9 protein-coding genes are annotated in these 18,540 nt (G+C 67.2%); all 9 read left to right on the forward strand.

What is annotated here, in order from left to right:
• The first annotated feature begins 23 nt into the window (after positions 1-23).
• Complete coding sequence (locus tag E7811_RS10960) at positions 24-1,031, forward strand: ABC transporter permease (RefSeq protein WP_136394663.1); 1,008 nt, start codon at positions 24-26, stop codon at positions 1,029-1,031.
• Positions 1,028-1,921, forward strand: a complete 894-nt coding sequence (locus E7811_RS10965) for an ABC transporter permease (protein WP_136394664.1) — start codon at positions 1,028-1,030, stop codon at positions 1,919-1,921. Before E7811_RS10960 ends, E7811_RS10965 begins: the two co-directional genes overlap by 4 nt.
• A complete protein-coding gene (locus E7811_RS10970) occupies positions 1,918-2,907 on the forward strand; it encodes an ABC transporter ATP-binding protein (protein WP_136394665.1) in 990 nt (329 codons plus the stop codon). Before E7811_RS10965 ends, E7811_RS10970 begins: the two co-directional genes overlap by 4 nt.
• Positions 2,904-3,908: an ABC transporter ATP-binding protein gene (locus E7811_RS10975; protein WP_136394666.1), complete on the forward strand. Its 1,005-nt coding sequence runs from the start codon at positions 2,904-2,906 to the stop codon at positions 3,906-3,908. The genes E7811_RS10970 and E7811_RS10975 overlap by 4 nt, the downstream gene beginning before the upstream one ends.
• Positions 3,905-4,978 carry a C45 family autoproteolytic acyltransferase/hydolase gene (locus tag E7811_RS10980; RefSeq protein ID WP_136394667.1) on the forward strand — a complete coding sequence of 358 codons (1,074 nt, stop codon included), beginning with the start codon at positions 3,905-3,907 and terminating at the stop codon, positions 4,976-4,978. The genes E7811_RS10975 and E7811_RS10980 overlap by 4 nt, the downstream gene beginning before the upstream one ends.
• Before the next feature lie 34 nt (positions 4,979-5,012).
• A complete protein-coding gene (locus tag E7811_RS10985; protein WP_136394668.1) occupies positions 5,013-5,990 on the forward strand; it encodes a sigma-54 interaction domain-containing protein in 978 nt (325 codons plus the stop codon).
• A gap of 146 nt (positions 5,991-6,136) precedes the next feature.
• Positions 6,137-7,495 carry an acyclic terpene utilization AtuA family protein gene (locus E7811_RS10990; protein WP_136394669.1) on the forward strand — a complete coding sequence of 453 codons (1,359 nt, stop codon included), beginning with the start codon at positions 6,137-6,139 and terminating at the stop codon, positions 7,493-7,495.
• A gap of 8 nt (positions 7,496-7,503) precedes the next feature.
• Positions 7,504-7,833: a DUF4387 domain-containing protein gene (locus tag E7811_RS10995; protein WP_136394670.1), complete on the forward strand. Its 330-nt coding sequence runs from the start codon at positions 7,504-7,506 to the stop codon at positions 7,831-7,833.
• Between the two features lie 548 nt (positions 7,834-8,381).
• Positions 8,382-18,524 (forward strand): non-ribosomal peptide synthetase/type I polyketide synthase, encoded by a 10,143-nt coding sequence (locus tag E7811_RS11000; RefSeq protein WP_136394671.1) that lies wholly within the window; start codon positions 8,382-8,384, stop codon positions 18,522-18,524.
• Positions 18,525-18,540: the final 16 nt, after the last annotated feature.

The following is an 18,540-nucleotide window of genomic DNA, read 5'->3' on the forward strand; positions in this document are numbered from 1 at the left end:
GACCTGAACCGGGAGGAACGGGGATGAGCCTCGGAAAGCTGCTGGAGCGCATAATCCAGCTTGTCCCCGTATTGCTTGGGGTCAGCCTCATCGTCTTCGTGATGCTGGCGCTGACACCCGGCGACCCGGTGCAGATCATGGTCGGCGAACAGGCGATCACCGCCGAACAGGAGGCCGAGCTGCGCCGCGACCTGGGCCTTGACCGCCCGCTGGTGGAACGCTTCTTCCTGTTCGTCGCGAATGCCGTGCAGTTCGACTTCGGCCAAAGCTACTATCACGGGCGGCCGGTGGCTGATGTCATCGCCGAACGGCTGCCCGCGACCATCGAACTTTCGCTTGTCGCGCTGATCGTGGCCCTGGCCACCGCCATTCCGCTGGGGGTGCTGGCCGCGATCCGGAAGAATTCCATATTCGACCGGATGGCAACGGTTGGCTCGCTTCTGGGGGTGTCGCTGCCCGGATTCTGGTTCGGCATCCTGCTGATCATGCTCTTCGCCGTCCACCTTCAGATCCTGCCCGTGTCGGGGCGCATCGGCTATGCCAGCGAGGTTCTGACCGTCACGGGTTTCCTTCTGATCGACACGCTTCTTGCTGGCGATATCGCCGCCTTCGGCGAAGCTCTGCGCTATCTTCTGCTGCCCGCCATCACGCTCGGCCTGCCGATGACGGCGATCCTGATGCGGGTCACCCGGACCTCGATGCTGGAAGTGATGCGGCAGGACTACATCACCTTTGCCGAGGCCAAGGGCCTGCCCCGCCGCCGCGTGCTTTACCGCCACGCGCTGAAGAATGCGCTGATCCCGACCGTCTCGGTCGCGGCGATCGAAACCGGCAGCCTTCTGGGCGGCAACATGATCGTTGAAACCGTGTTCGGCTGGCCCGGCCTGGGGCGTCTGGTGGTGGAAAGCATCTTCCTGCGGAACTACCCGCTGGTTCAGGCGGCGGTGCTGCTTTACGCGGTCACCTATGTCCTGCTGAACTTCATCGCCGACATCCTCTACACCGTCCTGAACCCGAGGGTGAAGCTGTGACCGACGCAACCCTTGCCCCCACACCCCCCGCCGATTCCCTGTTCCGCCGCAACCTGCGCGAATTCCGGCGCAACCGGCTGGCGATGGCCTCGGTCATCGTGGTGCTGATCTTCGTCATCATGGCCGTGGCGGCACCGCTGATCGCGCCGCAGGACCCGAACGCCACCGACCTGTTCCGCCGCCTGCAACCGCCCGCCTGGGTGCAGGGGGGCGACTGGGCCTATCCCCTGGGCTGCGACGCGCTTGGCCGCGACATCCTTTCGCGCATCATCTATGGCGCGCGGATCTCGATCTTCATCGGGGTCGCGGTCATCATTCTTGCCACCGGCGTGGGCATCCTTGCGGGCCTTGCGGCGGGCTATTTCCGTGGCTGGGTCGATGTCGTCATCGGGCGGGTGGTGGATATCCTTCTTGGCTTTCCCTACCTGATCTTCGCCATCGGCCTGATGGCCATGATGGGGCCGGGCCTGATGAACATCGTGCTGGCGCTGGCCTACAAGGAATGGGTCATCCCCTGCCGCGTGGTGCGGGGCGAAACACTGGCCGTGCGCGAACTGGAATATGTAGAGGCAGCCCGCGCGCTTGGCGCCGGTCCCCGCCACATCATGTGGCGCGAAATCCTGCCGAACATCCTGTCGCCCGTCATCGTCGTCTCGACCATCCGCATGGCGAACGTGATCATCCTCGAGGCGTCGCTGTCCTTCCTTGGCCTTGGCGTGCAGCCGCCCACCGCAAGCTGGGGCAGCATGGTATCGGACGGACGCGCCTTCATCCTCGAGGCCTGGTGGGTTTCCACCTTCCCCGGCCTTGCCATCCTGCTTCTTGTGCTGGCGATCAACGTCGCAAGCCAGGGCCTGCGTGACGCCTTCGACCCGAGGTTCAGCGAATGACCGTGCTTCTGGAAGTCACCAACCTGCGGACCGAATTCAACGCCCGCGCCGGTCTGGTCCGCGCGGTGGACGGGGTCAGCCTGCGCGTCTCGCGCGGGGAATGCCTGGGCGTCGTGGGCGAAAGCGGATCGGGCAAGTCGGTGACGTTTTCCAGCGTCATGGGCCTCGTTCGGTCACCCGGACGCGTGACCCAGGGCACGATCTTCTTTGACGGGCGCAACCTGCGCGACCTGTCGTCCGAAGAGATGCGCGCGATCCGGGGCCGCGACATCGCAATGACGATGCAGGACGCGCTGACCGCTCTCAACCCCGCGCTGACCGTGGGCGAACAGCTTGCCGAGGTGCTGGAGGCCCATGACGAAACCCTGCCCTCGTCGGGCAGCGCACGCCGCGCCGCGATCCGTGACCGGTCGGTCGAGATGCTTGGCCTTGTCGGGATCCCCTCGCCCGACACACGGCTCAGGCAGTATCCGCATGAATTTTCCGGCGGGATGCGGCAGCGGATCATGATCGCCATCGCGCTGGCCTGCCGGCCCAAGCTGCTGATCGCCGACGAACCCACGACCGCGCTGGATGTGACGATCCAGGCGCAGGTTCTGGAACTGATCACCGACATCCGCGAACGGCTGGGGATGGCGGTGGTGCTGATCACCCATGACCTTGGCGTGGTCGCCGAACATTGCGACCGGGTGATGGTGATGTATGCAGGCCAGGTGGTCGAGGAAGGGCCGACCGATCAGGTGATCGGCCAGCCGCGCCACCCCTATACGCGGGGGCTTCTGGCCTCGATCCCGCGGCCGGCGCTGCGTGGCCAGCCGCTGACCCCGATCAGCGGGCAGGTCCCCGATCTGGTGGGCCTGCCGCCGCAATGCCGGTTCCATTCCCGCTGCCCTCTGGCCCGGCCCGAATGTCTGGTCGAGGTGCCGATGCGCGATGCGGGGCCGGGGCGCCGCGCCCGGTGCCTCAGACTGGAGGATGTGGAATGACCCTGCTTCGCGTGGACGGTCTGTCCAAGGAATATGAGGCGCGCCGGTCCCTTGCGCAGCGCCTGACGGGCGTGCCGCGCAGCGTCGTGCGGGCGGTGAACGACGTATCCCTGACCGTCGAGAAGGGCGAGGTTCTGGGCCTGATCGGGGAATCGGGCTGCGGCAAGTCCACGCTCGGCCGGGCGATCCTGCGCCTGCACGAACCGACCGCGGGCCGGGTCACCTTTGACGGCACAGATGTGACCGCCCTGTCGCCCCCCGATCTCAAGGCGATGCGGCGGCGGATGCAGATCATCTTTCAGGACCCCTACGCCAGCCTGAACCCCCGCCGCACCGTGGCCGAGATCGTAGGCCTGCCGCTGGCCTTGCATGGCATCGCCGAAGGCGAAGAGGCGCGCGCGATCACCGCCCGCGTGCTGGAACGCGTTGGCCTGCGCGCGGGTCAGCTTGACCGCTATCCGCACCAGTTTTCCGGCGGCCAGCGCCAGCGCATCGGGATCGCCCGCGCGCTTGTGTCGAACCCCGAATTCATCGTCTGCGACGAACCCGTCTCGGCGCTGGACGTGTCGATCCAGGCGCAGATCATCGCGCTATTGCTGGAACTGAAGCGCGAACTGGGCCTGACCTATCTGTTCATCAGCCACGACATCTCGGTCATCGGCTATCTCGCCGACCGGGTGGCGGTGATGTATCTGGGCGAGATCGTGGAAACAGGTCCTGTGGACCGGGTGCTGGACAACCCGCGCCACCCCTATACGCAAAGCCTTCTGTCCGCCGTGCCCGAGGTGGGGCCGCGCCGGGCGAAGGCGCGCGTGCGGCTGCAGGGCGACCTGCCGTCGCCCCTGAACCCGCCGAAGGGTTGCAAGTTCCATACCCGCTGCCCGCTGGCGATCCCGGCCTGCCAGACGCTTGCCCCCGAAAGCCGGACGGTGGGGCCGGGCCATGTCGCCGCCTGTCACCGGCTCGACGAAAACCTGACCCTTCTGGAAGGCGCGCGATGATCGAGGTTTCGGCATCGGGCCCGGCCTATGACCGGGGTCGGGCGCAACAGGGCGCGGCGCCGGTCGAAACGGTGCGCCGCGCGACCGTGGCGCGCGTGGAACAGGCCCGTGCCGATGGTCTGATCGACGCCGATGCCGTGGCCTACCTGGCTGCGCAACGCCGCTTTCACGAAAAGCATGATCCCGAAAGCCTTGCCGAACTTCGCGGGGTGGCGGACGCCTTTGGCCTGGCCGAGGCCGACATGTTCGCGCATCTGCACCTTGGCACGCTGCGCGACATAAAAGGCGGTGCTGCGCTGATCGACGGGTGCAGCGCGATTGCCATTGGCGGTGGCCCCGAGGGGCCGATGGTGTTCAAGAACCGCGACTTTTCGGGCGCGCATCTGGGCATCCAGTGCGTGCTGCGCCATGCCGGGCCGGACATCGCCACAGGGCAGGTCCTGAGCCTGGGCAGCCTTGGCAGCCTGGCGGCCTGGTCCTCGGGGATCAATGCGGCGGGGCTTGCGGTGGCCGACACGCAGGTTGCGGTCAACCGCCACCGGGTCGGCTGGCTGCGGTATTTCCTGCTGCCTCGCCTTCTGGCGCGCGCCGCGACGGTGGCCGAGGCGCTGGCGATGATCCGCGCCACGCCCCATGCGGGGGGCGGCACGCTGGTTCTGGCCGATCGTTCCGGCGCGACGGCCTCGGTCGAACTGTCGGCGCGCGGCCCGGCGATTGCCGAAGGCGGCCTGCAATGGCGCACCAACCATTACACCGACGCGGCGACCTGCGACGAAACCCTTGGTGCCGATGGCGACCGGATCGCCGGCAATTCGCACGCGCGTTACGATCACCTTGCCCGCGTCCTGCCGGGCCACGACTGGACGCGCGCCGCCGCCCGCGCGCTGATGTCCACGCATCCCGGCCCAAATGGCGGCACCGAGGGCGCGCCGATCTGCCAGCACGGAAACGGAAGCGACGGTGCCGAAACCATTTCCTCGGTCGTCTATTCGTGTAGTCTGGGGGAAATGGAGATCAGCGAAGGCACGCCCTGCCTTGGCCGCTGGCAGCGGATGGCCCCCTGCCGCTGACAGGTAAGGCGCGGCCGGGCATCCGGAAGACGGCATGGCGGATTACAGCAACGAACTGGTGGGCACCTCCCCGGCCATCGAATCCCTGCGAAAGCTGGTCGACAAGATCGGCCGCAGCCCGACACGCACCGTCCTGATCTATGGCGAGACCGGCACCGGCAAGGGCCTTGTCGCGCGGATGATCCATCAAGTGTCATCCCGCGCGGCGCGCGATTTCGTCGACATCAACTGCGCCGCGCTTCCCGCAAGCCTTCTGGAATCCGAACTGTTCGGGCACGAGAAGGGCGCCTTCACCGGGGCTGTGGATCGCAAGCTGGGGCTGGTGGAGGCCGCCAATCAGGGAACCGTCTTTCTGGACGAGATCCGCGAGATGGACTTGACGCTTCAGGCCAAGCTGCTGACGCTGCTGGATACCCAGCAATTCCGCCGGGTGGGTGCGGTGAAACCCGTCAAGGTCGACGTGCGCTTCATTGCGGCGACGAACAAGGTGCTTCTGTCCGAAGTCACCTCGGGCCGGTTCCGCGAAGACCTCTACTACCGGCTTCAGGTCGTGGCGGTGAACCTGCCCGCCCTGCGCAACCGGGGCGACGACGTTCTGACACTGGCGCGGCACTTCATCGCGCGGTTCAACCGGTCCTACGGCCGCGCCGTCCGCGGGCTTGCACCGGAAACCGAGGATATCCTGCAACGCTATGCCTGGCCCGGCAACGTGCGCGAGCTGGAAAACCTGCTGGAGCGAATCTTCATCCTTGAAGATGAGAACGAGATCCTGCCGCGTCACCTGCCCGACCGGATCCTGCGCAGCGTCGCGGGCACGAAGGATCAGCCCGCCCAACCAGTGGCGACCGACCCGACCGATTACCACGCCGCGACCGAAGCCTTCCAGCGCGGGCTGATCGGGCAGGCGATGTCGACGGCGGGCGGCAACCCGCAAGAGGCCGCACGGCTTCTGGGCCTGTCGCGCCATGCGCTGCGTCACCAGATGATCAAGCTGGGCCTGCTGAAGGCCTGATCCGCCACCGCGCGTGATCCCCACACCACCGCGCGGAATTCGCGCAGTCGCCCCCCGTCCGGGCTGCCCCCGCAGGCCAAACCCGGCACCGTTCTGGCACGGTTTGCGCATAGGAAAGGGCACCACGCCAAGCGCGAGAGGAAGACATGTCGTCCATCAGGATCATCTGCCCGAACGGGCACCTGGGCTTTGCCCCGCTCAAGACCGAAAGTTTCCGCCTGGCGGTGGAAACCCGTCCCGATTTCATCGCCGCCGATTCCGGCAGCGACGACATCGGCCCCGTGCCCCTGGGCAATGACAGCTGCGCCAGCCCCCGCGCCTGGCAGGAACATGACCTTGAGGAAATGCTTCTGGCCGCCCGGCGCATCGGCGTTCCGATGCTGATCGGTTCGGCGGGGGATACCGGCACCAACAGCCGCGTCGACATGTATGTTCAGATCATCCGCGACATCGCCGCGCGCCACAACCTGCCCCCGTTCAAGCTGGGCTGGTTCTATTCCGAGGTCGACCGCGACCTGATCCGCGCGAAGATCCGCGGCGGATCGCCCGTGCGCGGCCTCGACGCCCGAGACGACCTTTCTGAAGCCGAACTGGACGCAACATCGCGTGTCGTGGCGATGGCCGGGGTGCATCCCTTCGTCAAGCTGCTTGAGGAAGGCTGCGACGTCATCATCGGCGGCCGGTCCTCGGACAGCGCGATCTTTGCCGCCTGCGCGCTTTTCAAGGGCTTCCCCGAGGCGCAAAGCTATTACCTCGGCAAGGTGCTGGAATGTGCCTCGTTCTGTGCCGAACCCTATGGCGCCAAGGAAACCGTGATGGGCGAGATCACGACCGACGCGGTCGAAGTCACGGCGATGGCCCCCTGGCAGCGCTGCACCGTCGCATCGGTCGCCGGCCACGCGATGTACGAACGGTCGAACCCGTTCCACGAATATGTGGCGGGCGGCCTGCTGGACATGACCAACTGCCGCTATGAACAGGTCGGCGAAAAGACCACCCGCGTGACGGGGATGGAATTCGTCCCGGCCGAGGATTTCCGGGTGAAACTGGAAGGCTCCGGCAAGGTCGGCGAACGCTTTGTCGGGATGGCGGGCATACGCGACCCCTATACCATCGCCAATGTCGATGCGGTGATCGACTGGGCGCGCAAGCAGACCGAGGAACGCTTTGGCCCCGAGGGATGGGAACTGCATTACAGCGTCTTCGGCCGCAACGGCGTGATGGGCGACATGGAACCCCTGAAGGACAAGCCGGGCCATGAACTGTGCGTCGTGGTGCAGGGCGTGGCCCCCACCCGCGAAATGGCCGAAGAGGTCTGCATGACGGGCACCCGGCAGATGTTCTATGCCCGCCTGCCCGATGTGAAGGGCACCGCCGGCGGCGTCTCGTTCGTGCTGGACGAGGTGATGCAGGCCAGCCCCGCCTATCGCTGGACACTCAATCACACGATGTCGGTCAGCGACCCGCTGGAGCTTTTCCCCACCCATACCGCCGTTGTCGGCTGAGGCGCGCGATGAACACCCGCAAGAAACTTTCCGATCTGGCCAAGACGATCCGGTCCAAGAACGCAGGGACCGACAAGATCACCTTCGACATCATTTTCCGCGAACGCGACACCTATGACATGGTCAAGCGGTCGGGCGTGCTGACCCGCGAAAGCGTGTGCCGCATCCTGAACGTCGATCCGGCGCGGCTGACGGATTTCGTCGAATACGACCCGGCCTATGCGATCAAGTTCACCATCCTGCGCGTGCGCCCTTCGGGCAGCGCGGGCGATGGCGACATCTTCGGCGCGCAGCAATACGCGCCCTTCCTGGATGTCGATGTCGACATCTCGGCCTGATCCCCGGACCTTGGCGGTGCGGGCCCGGAACCGGGCCTGCCCGCACCGGTGCGACACCGGATTTCCGGTCCATCGCGCCACGATGCTGCCCGGTCGGGAAGGCCTAACCGGCGCGTCGGGCGAATCACGATCCGAATCGTTGGCCGGGAGTGGCTGGACCAGCCGGGCCCTCACCGGCCCGCCCGTCACCAATGGATGTTTCCGATGAACGAATTATGTCAATATTTGGGCAAGACCCCCAGATATTGCGGACGCGATCCCAACCCGTCCTGCGTTTCCCGATGATGAACAATACAGGGCCAAAACCCTGCGAATGGCGTCATAACCGCACATTTTTGCTTAAGAAATCCGAAATTCGCACGACTCCGGAGTCCACAGGCACAAGGAATTGATCTAGCCTGAACCCATGCCGGAACCGAGTGCGCGCGGCGGTTATCGGCGTGAAATGGGGCGGGAATAAGGCCTGTTTCCAGTTGCATTTTTAACCGGCGAAGGCCGGGTTATTTCTTGGCCAGTTCCCGTCACCTCTTTTGGGGTGGGGCTGCAAAATGACAAACTCGGAACGCTTGGCCTTGCGCGATCTTGGCTATGATCGGTCGCTTGGCCTGTTCGACTGCATCGCGCGTGTACGTGACATCGAGCCGGATCATCCGGCGCTGATCTGCGGCGAACAGATCGTCACCTACCGGGAATTGCTGGATGATGCCGACCGCGTGGCCGCACGTCTGATCGCAGCCGGGGTCCGGCATGGCGACCTTGTGGCGCTGGTGGGCGGGCGGTCGATCGCGACCACGGTGACGATGCTGGGCATCCTGCGCGCCGGTGCCGGATATGTGCCGATCGACCCCGCCTATGACGCCGAGCGGCTGTCGCTGATCATCAATGACACGCGCCCCGCGGCGATCCTCTGGCTGGAACCGTTCGGCGATCTGGCGCAGGGGCTGGCAAGGTGCGATGGCGCGACCCGTGCCCCGATCCTGCCGGTGGTGGACATCGTGGCCCCCGGCGGCCCTGCATTGAAGGATGCACCGCAGGTCAACGGGGGCGACAAGGCCTGTATCCTTTATACCTCGGGGTCCACCGGGCGACCGAAGGGCGTGGTGGTGACGCATCGGGGGATCACGCGGCTCGCCTTCGACCAACCGGCCGCCACGATCCTGCCCGAGGACCGGATGCTGCATGCGGGAACGCTGGCGGCAGATGCCTCGCTTCATGAAACCTGGGTGGCGCTTTGCGCCGGGGCGACGGTGGTCATCATTGACCAGCCGAAACTCGCCATCGACCTGATTTCCGAAGCCGTGGAAACCCACGGCGTGACAACCGCCGTCTTCTACACCGGTGTCTTCCACCTGATGGCGGAACACGCACCGCAGACGTTGGGCAGGATGCGCATGGTCGTCTCGGGCGGGGATGTCCTTTCGCCCGTTCTGACAGAACGGATGCTGCAAGCCTATCCGACGTTCCGGCTGTGCAACGGCTATGGGCCGACGGAAAACACCGTCTTCACCACGATGCACGAAATCCGGCCCGAAGATCTGGACGGCCGTCCCATCCCGATCGGCCGGGCAGAACCCCAGGGTGAATGTTTCGTCGTCGACGAGGCCCTGAACGAGGTTCCCGATGGCGAGATCGGGCAACTTCTGGTCACCGGCGACGGGCTGGCGGATGGCTATCTGAACCTGCCCGAACAGACCGCCGAACGCTTCATCCCCGATCCGCGCCCCGGCGCGACCGGGCGTGCCTACATGACCGGCGATCTGGTCCGCCGCCGCGCGAACGGCGTGTTCGACTTCTTCGGCCGGGTCGACCGGCAGGTGAAGATCGGCGGCCGCCGGATCGAACTGGACGAGATCGAACATGACCTGCGCGCGCTGCCGATGCTGGCGGACGCCGCCGTGGCGATGGTGGACCTGTCGCCCGACGACCATCGGATCGGCGCCTTCCTGCGCCCCGAGGGGCCGATGCCCGAGGACGAACGCACCTTCCTGCGTGCCGTACGCGCCGAACTGGCAAAGGTCCTGCCCGAGGCGATGCACCCGCGGCATTACATGGTGATGGCCGAATTCCCGCTGACCGAAAACGGCAAGGTCGACCGCAAGGCGCTGGTGCGGATGGTCACGGCGGAACCGCCTGACATGGCAGCCGCGGACCAGCCGGACGACACCGCCAATGCACCCCCGGCACCGGCCGAACCTGCCGCGCCCGCGGTGCGCGCGCTGTCGGCTTCGGAGGTCCGCGGGATCATTTCCGATCTGTGGCACGACATGCTGCATTGCGGGCCGCTGGACGGCGACAGCACCTTTTTCGAGGCGGGCGGCACCTCGCTGCAACTGATCGAGGCCCACGCCCGGCTGGAAGAACTGCTTGGCTTCCACTTCGACCTGACGCTGATGTTCGAAACGGCACGTCTGGCCGACCTGTCGCGGGAACTGGCGGCGCTGTCCACCTCGGACACGGCGCGCCCCTGGGCCCCTAAGGTGCAGGCCGAAACGCCTAGTGCCGCCGCCTGCGCCCCAACCTGCGCCCCCGCCGAAGCACTCGCCGAAGCGCCGGCCGAAGCACCGGCCGCACCGGCGGAACCCGCCGTTCGAAGGATCGACCATCAAGGCGCGATCGCGATCGTCGGCATGGCCGCCCGCCTGCCTGAAAGCGATTCCCTCGCTGCGTTCTGGGAACACCTGCGCGCCGGGCGGAACCTGATCCGCCGCTTCGCCCCCGACGAGATCGAGGACGGCTTCACCCCCGAGGAACGCGCGCGCCCGACCTATGTGCCCGCGCGCCCCTGGCTGAACGATGTGGACCAGTTCGACGCGAAATTCTTCAAGCTTTACCCCCGCGAAGCCGCCGAGATGGACCCGCAGGGCCGCGTGTTCCTGGAAATCTGCTACGAGGCGCTGGAAAACGCGGGCCACGACCCGCGCCGCTTTGGCGGGCCGATCGGGGTCTTTGCCGGATCGTCCATGCCGACCTACCTGATGCGCCACGTCCTGGGCAGTGGCGACCGGCTTGAGGATTTCACGGCGAATTACCAGGTGGGCAACTACACCGAATTCACCGGCAACCTTCAGGACAGCCTTGCCACCCGCGTGGCCTTCAAGCTGGATCTGCACGGCCCGGCCTATACGGTGCAGACCGCCTGTTCCACCTCGCTGACCGCGATCTCGCAGGCGGTGATCAACCTTCGCGCAGGCCAGTGCGACATGGCGCTGGCCGGGGGCGTTTCGATCACCTTCCCGCAAAAGCGCGGCTACTTCTCGCTGGATGGCGGGATCGTTTCGGCCGATGGCGTCTGCCGTCCCTTCGACGAAGGCGCGAACGGCACGGTCTTTGGCCACGGCGCGGGCGTGGTCGTGCTGCGGCGGCTTGAGGATGCGCTGGCCGACGGTGACCATATACATGCGGTGATCCGGGGCGTCGGCGTGAACAACGACGGCTCGGACAAGATCGCCTTTACCGCACCCTCGGTCGCAGGCCAGGCGGGCGCGATCCGCGCCGCACTGCAGGATGCGGGCATCACCCCCGACAGCATCAGCTATGTCGAATGCCACGGCACCGCCACACCGCTTGGCGATCCGGTCGAACTGCGCGGTCTGGCCAGCGTCTTTGGCGCAGGCGGCGGGCCGGGCAGTTGCGCGCTTGGATCGGTCAAGGGCAACCTGGGCCATCTGGATGCGGCGGCGGGCGTCGTCGGTGTGATCAAGACCGCGCTGATGCTGACGCAGGGCGAAATTCCGGCGGTGGCGAATTTCACCCGCCTGAACCCCAAGATCGACCTGAACGGAACACCCTTCCGCGTGCAGGACCGCACCGCGCCCTGGGTCGCGACCGGGCCGCGCCGGGCCGGGGTCAGCTCGTTCGGGGTGGGCGGCACGAATGTCCATGTGGTCATGGAAGAGGCGCCGCCCCCCGCCCATGTCGAAACGCCCGAAACGGTGCAGATCCTGCCGATCTCGGCCCGCTCGGCCGAGGCGCTGACGGCATTGGCCGCGCGGCTTGCCGACGCGGTCGGCGGCACGGATGCCCCGCCCCTCGCCGATGCCGCCTTCACCCTTCAGGAGGGCCGCACTGCCTACGAGTTCCACGCCGCCGTGGCCGCCCGCACGGGGGCCGAGGCCGCAGCCGCCCTGCGCGGCCTTTCCGCGCCACGGGCGGCGATCCCTTCGGAACCGCCTGCCATCGCCTTCATGTTCCCCGGTCAGGGGTCGCAATACCCCGGCATGGGCAGCGGGCTTTACGGCAGCGAACCTGAATTCGCCCGCTGGATCGACCTTGGCGCCGAAATCGCCCGGCCGCTGCTGGGGCTGAACATCAACGACCTGCTCTGCTTCGGCGATGTGTCGGACGAGGCGGCAGCGCGTGCCCTTCGCGACACCCGCCTGACCCAGCCTGCGCTTTACATGATCCAGTTCGCCTGCGCGAAACTGTGGGAATCGCGCGGCATCCGCCCCGACGCGATGATCGGCCATTCGGTGGGTGAATTCGCGGCGGCGGCGCTGGCCGGGGTGTTTGACTTCGAGACCGGCCTGCGCCTGATCGCGGCACGCGGGCGGCTGATGCAGGATCAGCCGCCGGGCAAGATGCTGTCGGTCCGCGCGCCTCTGGAACGGCTGCAACCCTTCCTCGACGGGTCGGTGGACCTTGCCGCGCAGAACGCGCCGCAACTGAACGTGCTGGCGGGCGATGGCGCGGCGATCGCCGCGATGGCCGCGCGGCTTGAGGCTGCGGGCATCCCCAGCAGCCCTCTCCATACCTCGCACGCCTTCCACTCGCGGATGATGGACCCGGTCTGCGATGCGCTTGCCGCCGAGATCGCGGGGCTGCGCCTGCAACCGCCGTCCATCCCCTATGTCAGCTGCGTCACCGGCGACTGGATCACCCCCGCCGAGGCGACCGATCCGGCCTATTGGGCGCGTCAGGCGCGGCAGGCGGTCCTTTTCGCCGACGGCATCACCCGGCTTGCCGCCACCCGGCCGACGATCCTTGTCGAAACCGGGGCGGGGGGCGTGCTGTCGGCCTTTGCCGCGCAGACCCTGCCACGCACAGGCCACGCGGGGATCGTGTCCTCGCTTCCCGACCATCGCCGCGAGGTTTCCGACGATGTCGCGATGGCCTCTGCCCTTGGCCGGATCTGGAGCCTGGGCCACCCCGTCGACTGGGCAAGATCCGGCCCGCGCGGGGCGCGGCGCGTCCCGCTTCCCGGCTATCCGTTCGAACGCAAGCGGTGCTGGATCGACCCGCCCGCCCGTGCCGGACGGGATGCATCGGCACCGTCCGCCCCCGCATCCACCCTAGTCCCCCAACCGCTGCCCGCACTCGAGGCCGCCCCGGTCAATGCCGCGCCGGCCATCGTTCCGTTCCAGTCACAGGAAAGCCCTGCCATGACCCTGCCCGCCGCCGCCGACCGCAAGCCGCGCCTGACGACCGAGATCCTTGCCCTGCTCGCCGATCTTTCGGGCGAAGAGCTTGGCCCGGATGATGCCGCTGCGACCTTTCTGGAACTGGGGTTCGATTCCCTGTTCCTGGGGCAAGTCTCGCAGAGGCTGGGGGCGGATTATGGTGTCAGCCTGACCTTCCGGCAGCTTCTGTCGGATTATCCCAGCACGCTGGCGCTGGTCGATCATCTGGATGCCACCCTGCCGCCGGAACCCGCGGCAGCACCCGTTCCCGTCGCGCCGCCCGCAGCCGCAGCGCCTGCCGTGGCAGTTGCTGCCGCGCCGACGGCCCCCGTTATGGCGACCCCTGCAGTGGCCGCCCCTGTTCTGGCGGCGCCCGCCGCGGTGCAGGTTCCGGGCGAAGGATTGACCGGCGTCATGCAGGCGCAGATCAACGCCATGCAATCCATCTTCGCACAGCAGATGGCCGTTCTGACCGGTCAACCCGCGATGCCCGCCACGCAGGCCGCCCCTGCCCCGGTTCAGGTTCCCCCGGCGGCGGCAACGCCCGTGGCGACAGCGCCCGCCCCCGCGTCAATGCCCGCCCCGGTGTCAATGCCTGCCCCGGTCGCGGCAGGGTCCGAGGCTGCACCGCCCGCCACGCCTGCGGCAGAAGATGCGACGCCGCCTGCGCGACCCGCCTTCAGCTTCGGACGCGCCGCCGTGGCGGTGGCCGACCTGACCGACGAACAGAAGGCCTATGCGCAGGATCTTTGCCGCCGCTATTCGGCACGCAGCCCGAAATCCAAGGCCTATTGCGACCGCTACCGCCCGGTTCTGGCCGACCCGCGCACCGCCGCCGGGTTCCGCGCCGAATGGAAGGAACTGGTCTATCCGGTGGTGGCCGACCGGTCCAAGGGCGCCCGGATCTGGGACATCGACGGCAACGAATACATCGACCTCGTGAACGGTTTCGGGCAGACGGCCTTCGGCCATTCCCCCGATTTCGTGATCGAGGCGGTAAACCGCCAGATGGAAAAGGGCTTTGCCATCGGCCCGCAATCCGACCTGGCCGGGCCGGTCGCGGAAAGATTTGCACGCATGGTCGGGCATGAACGCGTGACCTTCTGCAACACCGGGTCCGAGGCGGTGATGGCCGCGATGCGGCTTGCCCGCGCGGTAACCGGGCGCGAGACGATCGTGGTCTTTTCCAACGACTACCACGGCCAGTTCGACGAGGTCCTGGTTAAGGGCAAGCAGAAGACGGGCGATGACCCCGCGGCCCTGCCCATCGCACCGGGCATCCCGCGGTCGGGCCTGGGCAACATGAAGGTGCTGCCCTATGCCGCCGATGAAACGCTGGACTGGCTGCGCCGGAATGCCGGAAGCCTGGCCGCCGTTCTCGTCGAACCGGTGCAAAGCCGCCACCCCGAACTGCGCCCGGCCGAATTCGTGCGCGAGGTCCGCCGGATCACCGAGGCCGCCGGGGTCGCGATGGTCATGGACGAGGTGGTGACAGGCTTCCGCGTGGGGCCGAAGGGGATGCAGGGTGAATGGGGCATCGCCCCCGACATGGCGACCTATGGCAAGGTCGTGGGCGGCGGCATGCCCGTGGGCATGCTGGCCGGCAAGCGCCGTTTCATGGATGCGCTGGACGGCGGCACCTGGCAGTTCGGGGATGATTCCATTCCGCAGACCGCCCCCACCTTCTTTGCCGGAACCTTCGTGCGCCACCCGCTGGTGCTGGCCGCGGTAGATGCGACGCTGGACCATATCGAACGGCATGGCCCCGACCTCTGGGGCCGCGTCGCGCAACGGACCGGCGCGCTGGTCGACGAGTTGAACGCGATCCTCGCCGCGCGCGGCCTGCCGCGACTGGTCGAAAGCTATTCCAGCTGGATGATCTTCAACCTGGCCAACCACGATCCGAACGCGGCCTTGCTGTTCCCGCTTCTCAGGATGCGGGGGGTGCATGTGCAGGTGGGCTACATGGCGATGTTTACCACCGCCCATTCCGAAGAGGATTTCCGCGCCGTGGCCCGCGCCTTCACCGAGGCCGTGGACGAACTGCAATCGGTGGGCATCCTGCGGCCTGTCGGGGCTGTTACCGCCACCGCCAGCGCGGCGCCCGCCGCAGCACCCGCCACAGCAGTCGCCGCACAGGCGGCGCCCCTTCCGGTTGCCGTGCCCCTGACCGAGGCGCAGCGCGAGATCTGGATGATCAGCCAACTTGGCGATGAACCGTCCTGCGCGTTCAACGAAAGCTCGTCGATGCGGCTTGAGGGCGCGCTTGACGCGGCCGCCCTTGAGCGCGCGCTGGCACGGGTGATCGCGCGGCACGACGGGCTGCGGCAGAAGTTCGCCCGAAACGGCGAAACCTTCGACATCCTCGCACCCTTCGCGGCCGATCTTCCGCTGATCGACCTGTCGGGCGAGACCGATCCCGAGGCAGCGCTGACCGAGGTTCTGGCCGAGGATGCGGGCCAGCCCATCGACCTGGTCGAAGGCCCGCCTTTCCGCACCTTCCTCGTGAAGCTGTCGGACCGGTTGCATGTTCTGGTGATGAACGCCCATCACATCGTTTGCGACGGCTGGTCCTACAACGTGATCTTCCGCGACCTTGCCGCCTTCTATTCCGAGGAAACCGGGCATGGCACCACCAGCCTGCCGCCCGCACCGTCTTTCGCGGATCATGCCAGGGCCGTCGCCGGGGCCGAACCGCTCCCCGAGGTGCGGGCCTTCTGGCGCGGGGTCTATCACGATCTGCCGGACCTTCCGGAGCTTCCCTCCGACCGCCCGCGCGGCGCGGTGAAAAGCTATGCCGGCGCGACCTGCACCGCGCATGTGGACGGCGACGTGATGCGCGCCGCCCGCAAGGCCGGGGCCAAGGCGGGATGCACGCTGTTCTCGACCCTCTTCGCGGCGTTGCAGGTGGTGATTTCGCGGTTGACCGGATCGTCCGACATCGTCCTTGGCGTGCCGACGGGCGGGCAAAGCCTGCTGCCGAACCCCGATCTTGTGGGCCACTGCGTCAACTTCCTGCCGATCCGCGCCCCGATCGACGCCAAGGACACGATGGCAGAGCACCTTGCCCGCGTGGGGCGGACGGTGATGAACGCCTTCGACCATCAGGATTACACCTATGGCACGATGGTCCGCGATCTGGGGGTGGAACGGTCGTTGAACCGCCTGCCGCTGACCGAGATCCAGTTCAATCTGGAAAAACTCGCGGACGGGCTCCAGATGGGCGGCATTCAGGCGATCGTCCACCCGAACGCCAAGCGGGCGGTGAATTTCGATCTGTTCGTCAACGTGGTCGAACGGAAGGACGGTCTGCGCATCGACGTGGATTATAACCGCGACCTTTACGACGCCTCGACCGTCGAGCGGTGGATCGGGCATCTGGACACCGTTCTGCGGGAAATGGCCGCCGGGCTGGATCGCCCGGTTGCCAGCTTCCCGATCCTGACCGCAGCCGAAACCGGATGGCTGGCCGAGACGGTCAATGCAACCCGCGCCGATTATCCGCAGGATGCGCTGATCCACGATCTGGTGGCCGAAGTCGCGCGCGCCAATCCCGACCGCGTCGCCATCGAAGACGCGCGCGGAACCGTCAGCTACGGGGCGATGATGGCCCGCGTCGATGCGGTGGCCGCGGCGGTGCAGGCGGCGCTGCCCGCACCGGGCGGGCGGGTGGCCGTGGCGATGCAGCGCACCTCCGACACGATCGTGGCGCTTCTGGGGGTGATGAAGGCGGGCCACGCCTATGTGCCGATGGACCCGACCCAGCCCGAAGCCCGGCTGCGCGCCGTGCTGGCGGCGTCGCGGGCGGATGCGATCCTGCACGACGCCCCTGCAACACCGGCCTTTGCCACGGGTTCGGCGGCACGGCTGATCGCGATGGCCGGCCTTGTCGAAGGGGCCACGCCTGCCCCTGTCAGCCGAAGCGCCAACCCTTCGGCCTATGTGATCTTCACATCAGGATCGACCGGAACGCCGAAGGGCGTCGAAGTCGGGCATCGGCAGGTCGTCAACCTGCTGACCTCGATGGCGCGTGAACCCGGCTTCGGGGCGAATGACGCGCTTCTGGCCGTGACGACCAAGACTTTCGACATCTCGGTGCTGGAATTTTTCCTGCCGCTGATCCGGGGGGGCAAGGTCGTCCTGGCGACCAAGGGCGACGTGCTGGGCGGGTTCAGGGTGGTGGAACGCATCGCGCGGGGTGACATCACCCACATGCAGGCCACGCCGACCCTGTGGGCGATGCTCTTGGAAGCGGGGCTGAAACCGCGTCCGGGGCTGACCATGTTCTGCGGCGGCGAACCCATGCCCGCCGATCTGGCCGAACGGCTGCTGGCCGGAGGCGGGGCGCTGTGGAACCTCTACGGCCCGACCGAAACGACGATCTGGTCGGCGGTGGAACGGGTGCGGCCGGGCGACCGGATCACCATCGGCCACCCGATCGCCAACACCGAACTGCATGTCCTGGGGCAAGACAAAGACCTGCTGCCCATCGGTGCTGCCGGGGAATTGTGGATTGGCGGCGACGGGCTGGCCAAGGGGTATTTCGACCGCCCCGACCTGACCGCGGCAGCCTTCCACGAGGTCACGGTGAACGGCCGTCCCCGCCTGCTGTACCGCACCGGCGACATCGCGCGGCGTCTGGATGACGGGCGCATCGCGGTTCTGGGCCGGCGCGACGACCAGATCAAGCTGCGCGGGTTCCGGATCGAGCTGGGCGAGATCGAAGCCGCCCTGCGTGCAATCGACGGGGTCGAGGCCGCCGCCGTGGCGCTGCGCCCCTCGCCGCGGGGCGGACAGCAACTGGTGGGCTATGTGGTGGCAAACCGCAGCCGCACGATCGAGGGGCTTGCGATCGGCCGGGCACTGTCGGGCGCATTGCCCGATTACATGGTGCCCACGGCCTGGGTGATGCTGAGCGACCTGCCCAAGACCGCGAACGGCAAGCTGGACCGCAAGGCCCTGCCTGCACCCGAGGCGACGGCGACCGTCCTGCCGATGCACACCGGGGCCACGACGGAAACCGAACGGCGCCTGGCCGAGATCTGGGAAAATGTCCTGGGGATCGAGAACATCAGCACGTCCGCCACGCTTTACGCGCTTGGCGCGGATTCGCTGACCGTGTTCCGTATCGCCGCCCGGATGATCGACGCGGGCCTGAACCTTGAGGCGAAGGACCTGCTGCAATACCCCAGCATCGCAAGCCTTGCCGCCTATGCCGATGCGCGCGGGTCCGATGCCGGCCCGTCAAAGCCCGCGCTCAGGGCCTATCGGGCCGGGGCGAAGCGGGGGATCTGAACCGGGCGGGCCGTTG

This window comes from Aliigemmobacter aestuarii, assembly GCF_004799285.1.
Classification (GTDB): domain Bacteria; phylum Pseudomonadota; class Alphaproteobacteria; order Rhodobacterales; family Rhodobacteraceae; genus Aliigemmobacter; species Aliigemmobacter aestuarii.

Bases quoted from the DNA above. Each gene is read 5' to 3' on its own strand.
- E7811_RS10960 (WP_136394663.1), top strand. From the start codon at position 24: ATGAGCCTCGGAAAGCTGCTGGAGCGCATAATCCAGCTTGTCCCCGTA.
- E7811_RS10970 (WP_136394665.1), top strand. From the start codon at position 1,918: ATGACCGTGCTTCTGGAAGTCACCAACCTGCGGACCGAATTCAACGCC.
- E7811_RS10975 (WP_136394666.1), top strand. From the start codon at position 2,904: ATGACCCTGCTTCGCGTGGACGGTCTGTCCAAGGAATATGAGGCGCGC.
- E7811_RS10980 (WP_136394667.1), top strand. From the start codon at position 3,905: ATGATCGAGGTTTCGGCATCGGGCCCGGCCTATGACCGGGGTCGGGCG.
- E7811_RS10985 (WP_136394668.1), top strand. From the start codon at position 5,013: ATGGCGGATTACAGCAACGAACTGGTGGGCACCTCCCCGGCCATCGAA.
- E7811_RS10990 (WP_136394669.1), top strand. From the start codon at position 6,137: ATGTCGTCCATCAGGATCATCTGCCCGAACGGGCACCTGGGCTTTGCC.
- E7811_RS10995 (WP_136394670.1), top strand. From the start codon at position 7,504: ATGAACACCCGCAAGAAACTTTCCGATCTGGCCAAGACGATCCGGTCC.
- E7811_RS11000 (WP_136394671.1), top strand. From the start codon at position 8,382: ATGACAAACTCGGAACGCTTGGCCTTGCGCGATCTTGGCTATGATCGG.